Below are 5,553 nucleotides of genomic sequence, written 5' to 3'. Positions count from 1 at the left end.
TGTGGGGGTGGGGGCGCCGCCCGGCCGACGGGTGCGGGGGGGGGGTAAAATTTGGGGGTTGCTCCCTACCCCCCAGAAGTTGTCCCCCGCTGCAGCCATGTCCCCCATGGGAAGCGGCGCACGAAGCAGCCGAAGACAGAGCGGGGGAAGTCCCGGCCAGCCGGGGACCGGTGCCCGGCCCGAAGACCCGGGCACCGAGAACGGCCGGCCCACGCCCGGCCGAAGACTCGGGAACCGGGACCGAGCAGCCCGAAGCCGGGTCGCCGAAGGTCAGGAGACCGCCAGCAGGGAGACCTGGTCGTCGAGGGAGCCGACGTCCTCGTGCTCGCCCGCGGTGAACAGGCGGCACTGCCCGACCTGCCCGGGTGCGGCGTCGTCGTGCTCGCAGAGCACGGCCCGCGCCCCGTCGGCCAGGCGCAGCGAGCTGATCTCGTCGTTGCCGACCGCGCCGAGGTCGGCGGCGGCGTAGATCCCCGGGCCGAACCCGCCCGACTTGCCCTCCAGGTCGGCGTCGCCGTACGCGGTGAGCAGGTCGCCGGTGGCCGGGCCGGCCGAGACCACCAGCAGCGAGACCGCGTCGTCGAGCCCGGTGCCGGCCAGGTCGTGCACCCCGGCCTCGAACAGCGTGCACCCGTCCAGCGAGGCGGGTGCGGCCTGGTCGTCGGCGCAGGCGAGCACCCGGTAGCCGGGGGACACGCGCAGCGAGCTGATCGCGTCGTTGCCGGCGGCCGCGAGCTCCCCGGCGGCGGCCTGGTGGATGCCGGGGGTGAAGGACTGCACGGCGCCGCCCATGGCGTACCCCTGCGTGGCGGTCACCGCCGGGCCGCCGACCGCGACCAGCGACACCAGGCCCTCCAGGTCGGCGCTGACCGTGGCGTGCTCACCCGGCCTAAACGACCGGCACAGGCCGGGGTTTCCGCTGGCCACGGCGGTGGAGTGGAAGCTGTCGCACAGCACCGCCGTGTGCCCCTCGGCGACGGCCAGCGAGTTGACCGAGTCGAGCCGGGCCAGGTCACCGGTGTCCGCCTCGTGCCGGCCGGGCCCCAGGCTCAACCGCCCGCCGGTGAAGCCCGCCCCGCCGAACACCGTCACCCCGGACCCCGTCCCGCCCTGCTCGGCCGCGGCCACCACGGCCAGCAGCGAGATGCGGTCGTCGAGGCCGCCGCCGACCCGGTCGTACCAGCCGGCGTCGAAGTACCGGCAGGCGCCCAGGCCGCCGAGCGTGCCCGCGCTCTGCGCCTCGGTGAGATCGCAGGCCAGCACCCGGTACCCCTCGGCCACCCGCAGCGACGAGATCGCGTCCGCGCCGACCGCGGCGAGCCCGCCCGTGTCGGCGTCGAACACGCCCGTGCCGAACGCCTGCGAGGCCCCGCCGAGATCGTGCTCCGTGTACGCCACCAGCGGGAACACCGCGTCAGGGACCACCGGCTCGGGAGCCGCCGGCACCGGATCCGGTGCGGCCGCGGCGGCGGTCAGCGGCAGCAGCGCGCACGCCGCGCCGGCCACGCTCAGCAGCGATCTACGAATCCTCATGTCAGCTCCCGGGTCGACGAGCGGTCCACCCGTACCAACTGCGCACCGGCGGGCTGGTGATGCGCGGACCGGCACCTCGACCGGCGGAGTGACTCCCGGGCGCGGCGTGGCCAGCCGGTCGCCGTGGGGTGCGCACCTCACGCGGGGCCGGGCTACCGCCGGACCTGGATCAGGCCGTGGGTGCCGTTCAGCCGCCAGTCGCCGCCCGCCGCGTCGCGCGCCGCCGCGTCGGGCACGCCGACCAGGACCTCCGATTTGAGCGTACGCAGCGCCGCGACCGCCCCCGGGAACGTCGCCGTCACCGCCGCGAACGGCGTCTCGGCGGGCCAGTGGCGGTCGCCGACCAGCCGCCGGTAGTGCAGGTCGCCCTTGACCACGGTCAGCTTCGCCACCCGGAACCGCTCGGCCAGCCCGGCGGGCACCTCCCGGTAGGTCAGCGGGGTGCAGTAGAAGTCCGGCGCGACGACCTCCAGCCGCCCGTCGCCGATCGCCTCCCGCAGCCGCCGCGCGAGCGGCGCCGACGCCTCGTGCGCGGCGAGCCGGTGCAGGCAGGCCAGCAGGTCGCGCCCGGTGGCGTCGGAGACGAAGTACGGCAGGGGCTTGAGGTGCAGCTCGACGTGGGCCGCTCCGCCACCGCGCAGCAGCACGTCGATCAGCACCAGGTCGGGCAGCAGCTCGCGCCCGGCGTTGTCGGCGACCAGGCACACCGTCCCGCCCGTGCCCGGCGCGAGGATCTCCTGCAGCGCCGCGCTGTCGTCGGCGACCAGGTCGGAGGCCTGCTTGCGGTGCTCGGCCTCCGGGTCGGACAGCCTGGTCGCCAGGTCGGCGCGGTTGCCCCACAGCGCCGCGTCCACCGCGGCGGTGAGCTGCTCGCCCGGCGGCAGGGCCGCGACCTTCGCCAGGCCGGCCAGGTCGGCGTCGAGCGCGGGATCGGCGAGCTCGGCCGTCTTCTGCGGCTCGAACGGGTCGAGCCCTCGCCAGGGACCGGGACGGAAGTAGTCGACCGCGTCGAGCAGCCGCCGGTAGAAGTAGTTCTCGGCCCACAGAAACGGCACGTCGTACCAGCTCATGCCCAGGTACGGCGCGCTCCAGCGGGCCCAGTCGGCGGCGTCGTGGGCGTCGGCGGGCAGCGGCTCGACCACGCCCGCGAGGGCGTCGGCGGACAGCCGCTCCAGCGCCGCGCGGACGTGCGGCGGGTACGGGAACGCCGCGGCGACCTGCCGGATGATCGCCGGATGCCGGTCGTGCAGCACCCGCCAGGTGAACGAGCCGGGCACGTCGCTCAGGATCGGCGGCGCGCCGGCGTCCGGTCCCCGGTTCACCTGCGCACCTCGCCGCTACGTACCGTCACCAGGCCGAGTCTAGTGCCGACGGAGGCCGCCGACCCCGCGGACCACCCGTGACAAGGCCCGGTCCACGCTGGTGGAGCAGCATGAACCGAGCCGTGGTCAGGACGTGCGCCGTCAGTCGGCGGTGGCGGCGGTGATGGCGTTGCCCTCGCCGAGGTTGCTCGCCTTGACGGTGAAGGTCCAGCTCCCGGAGCCCACCGGCAGGCCGCTCACCTGCACCTTCCAGGTGCTGCCGGACTGGCTCGCGCTGGTCTGGCTGCCGGTCGGCGGGGTCTTGCCGAGGAACGAGTTCGCGATCGACGAGCTGGAGTAGCGGGTCATCCGCTGCTTGTTGCCGTCCTGCCAGGCCGCGATGAAGTCGCTGACGTACTGGTCGGCGGCGTGGGAGTACTGCGTGCGGTTGATGAACACGTCGGTGGTGGCCGTGGGGTGGCCCAGCTCGGTGTTCTCCATGGTCAGCCGGGCGTCGTCGCCGTGGGCGTTGCGGTAGTCGCACGCGGTGTTGTTGCCGCCGGACGCCTCGCACTTGATGTTGGTCCACTGGCTGTTCGGCTTGCCGTGGCCCATGAACTGGGCGACCGCCGCCTGGTTGGCGTACAGGTCGAGCCGGGACTTGCTGCCGCTGGCCCACGCCGCGAGGGTGGCCAGGCCGTATTCCTTGGCCGAGGCCGGGAACGACGGCGGCTTGTCGCCGCCGCCACCGGTGGCCGACGGCTGCGGTGCCGCGGTGGCCGATCCGGACGGTGCGGCGCTCGGGTCCGTGCTCGCGCTGGGCCCACCGGTCAGCACGGTGTCCGCGGACGCGCTCGTCTGCGGGTCGCCGCCCTTCTTCCCGCAGGCGGCGGTGCCGAGCAGGGCGAGGGCGAGCACCCCGGCGAGCGCGAGCACGGCCCGGCCGGGGTTGTGGTGACGTGCGTTATCGGTACGCGTCCGGCCGGTGCCGGGGGCCGCGTGGCGAATCCGAGAGGCGTTCATGGCCGACACGGTAAGTTGATCGAGCGTGGATGCCTAGGCCCAGTCGTGAATCCGACCTGGACGATGCCCGACGGCTCAGGCGTACGCCCTGGCCTGCAGGGTGAACAGGTCGTGGTAGAGGCCGCCGCGCGCCATCAGCTCGTCGTGGCCGCCCAGCTCGGCGACCGCGCCGTCGCGCAGCACCACGATCAGGTCCGCGGCGCGCACGGTGGAGAAGCGGTGCGACACGAACAGGGTGATCGCGCCGGAGCCCCGGCCGGCTCGCCGCGCGGCCGTGGCGAAGCGGGTGAACAGCGCGTTCTCGGCGTGGGCGTCGAGTGCGGCGGCGGGCTCGTCCAGCGCCAGCAGCAGCGGCCGGGGGCGCATCAGCGCCCGGGCCAGGCCGAGGGACTGCCACTGCCCGCCGGACAGCTCCGTGCCGTCGGCGTACCCGCGCCCGAGCAGGCCGTCGAGGCCGCCCGCCTGCTCGGCGGCGCGGGTCGCGCGGGCCTGGTGGAGCGCGGCGTGCAGGGCGTCGTCGTCCTCGCGCAGGGCGAGCTCGCCCACGCCTACGTTGTCGCGCACGGTGAAGTGCAGCCGGGCGAAGTCCTGGAACAGCATGGCGATCCGCCGGTGCCAGGCGTCGGCGGGGATACGCGCCAGGTCCACCCCGTCCACGGTGAGCCGGCCGGAGGTGGGCGCGTACAGCCCGCAGAGCAGTTTGACCAGGGTGCTCTTGCCGGCGCCGTTCTCCCCGACCAGGGCGACCGTGGCGCCGGCCGGGATGGTCAGGTCGACGCCGCGCAGCGTCGGCCCGGCGGCGCCCGGATAGCTGAACGTCACGCCCTCCAGCCGGATGCCCCGCCGCAACCGCCGCGGTGCGGGCTTGGCGGCCAGCTCCGGCGCGGGCCCGGCGGCACGCGCCGGCACGGGCGCGGTGGCAAGGTTCCGCGCGGGCACGGCGGCAAGCTCCGGCACGGGCGCGGCCAGCTCGGCGAAGCGCTCGGCGGTGCGGGCCGCCGCGGCGACGGTCGCGTGCAGCCCGATGGCGCTCGCCACCTGCACGCTGATCTGCACGGCGAGGGTCACCACCAGCACCACCTCGCCGACGGTGGCGGTCCCGGCGACGGCGCGGCGCAGCACGACCAGGATCGCGGCGCCGTACGCGAACGCGAACAGCAGCTGCCCGCACCCGCGCAGCAGGGCCGCCCGCCACTGCGCCGCCCACAGCTCGTCGGTGGCCCGCGCCCACTCCCGGGCCTGGCGTCCCATCAGGAACCCGTGCGCGCCGAACAGCCGGATCTCCTTGACCGCGCCCGCGTCGGCGGCCAGCGACAGCAGGTGCCCGGTGAACCGGCCCGCCGCCGCGGTGCGCTCGCGGGCGCGTTCGACGAGCCGGGCCGCCCGGCGGGTGATCAGCACCGGCGGGACGGCCGCCAGCGGCAGCAGCGCCAGCCACGGGTCCACCGTGGCCAGGATGACCGTGGTGACCGCGGCCCGCAGCACGAGGCCACCCAGGTGCAGCAGCCCTTCCAGCGCCGGGCGGGTCTGCGCGACGTCCTGTGCCGCCAGCGCGAGCGTGTCGGCGAAGCGGGGATCGTCCAGGTGGGCCAGGGTGGGCCGGCCGTTGGCCAGTTCCAAGAGTCGCCGGTCGAGCGCGGTGCCGGCCTGCTCGCCGACCTCGAAGTAGTGCAGGTGGGCGAAGTGGCCCAGCATC

General features: G+C 75.3%; 4 protein-coding genes. All 4 read right to left on the bottom strand.

The features are described 5' to 3' along the window. Positions 1 to 270 precede the first annotated feature (270 nt). Positions 271 to 1,533: a hypothetical protein gene (locus tag AB0J67_RS38940; RefSeq protein ID WP_363490485.1), complete on the bottom strand. Its 1,263-nt coding sequence runs from the start codon at positions 1,531 to 1,533 to the stop codon at positions 271 to 273. A 152-nt stretch (positions 1,534 to 1,685) separates the two neighbouring features. Then, complete coding sequence (locus AB0J67_RS38935) at positions 1,686 to 2,855, bottom strand: damage-control phosphatase ARMT1 family protein (RefSeq protein ID WP_363490483.1); 1,170 nt, start codon at positions 2,853 to 2,855, stop codon at positions 1,686 to 1,688. Between the two features lie 141 nt (positions 2,856 to 2,996). Continuing rightward, positions 2,997 to 3,857, bottom strand: a complete 861-nt coding sequence (locus AB0J67_RS38930; protein ID WP_363490481.1) for a hypothetical protein — start codon at positions 3,855 to 3,857, stop codon at positions 2,997 to 2,999. A gap of 75 nt (positions 3,858 to 3,932) precedes the next feature. After that, the coding region (locus tag AB0J67_RS38925) for an ABC transporter ATP-binding protein (RefSeq protein ID WP_363490479.1) at positions 3,933 to 5,553 on the bottom strand (1,621 nt) is incomplete at its 5' end.

The organism is Catellatospora sp. NPDC049609, assembly GCF_040675365.1.
Taxonomy (GTDB): Bacteria; Actinomycetota; Actinomycetes; order Mycobacteriales; family Micromonosporaceae; genus Catellatospora.
Note: the sequence above shows the minus strand (reverse complement) of the source record. Positions and strands in the feature narration are given on the sequence as shown.

What these genes read in the sequence shown, in the direction of transcription:
- AB0J67_RS38940 (WP_363490485.1), bottom strand. Translation starts at nt 1,533, where the DNA reads ATGAGGATTCGTAGATCGCTGCTGAGCGTGGCCGGCGCGGCGTGCGCG.
- AB0J67_RS38930 (WP_363490481.1), bottom strand. Translation starts at nt 3,857, where the DNA reads ATGAACGCCTCTCGGATTCGCCACGCGGCCCCCGGCACCGGCCGGACG.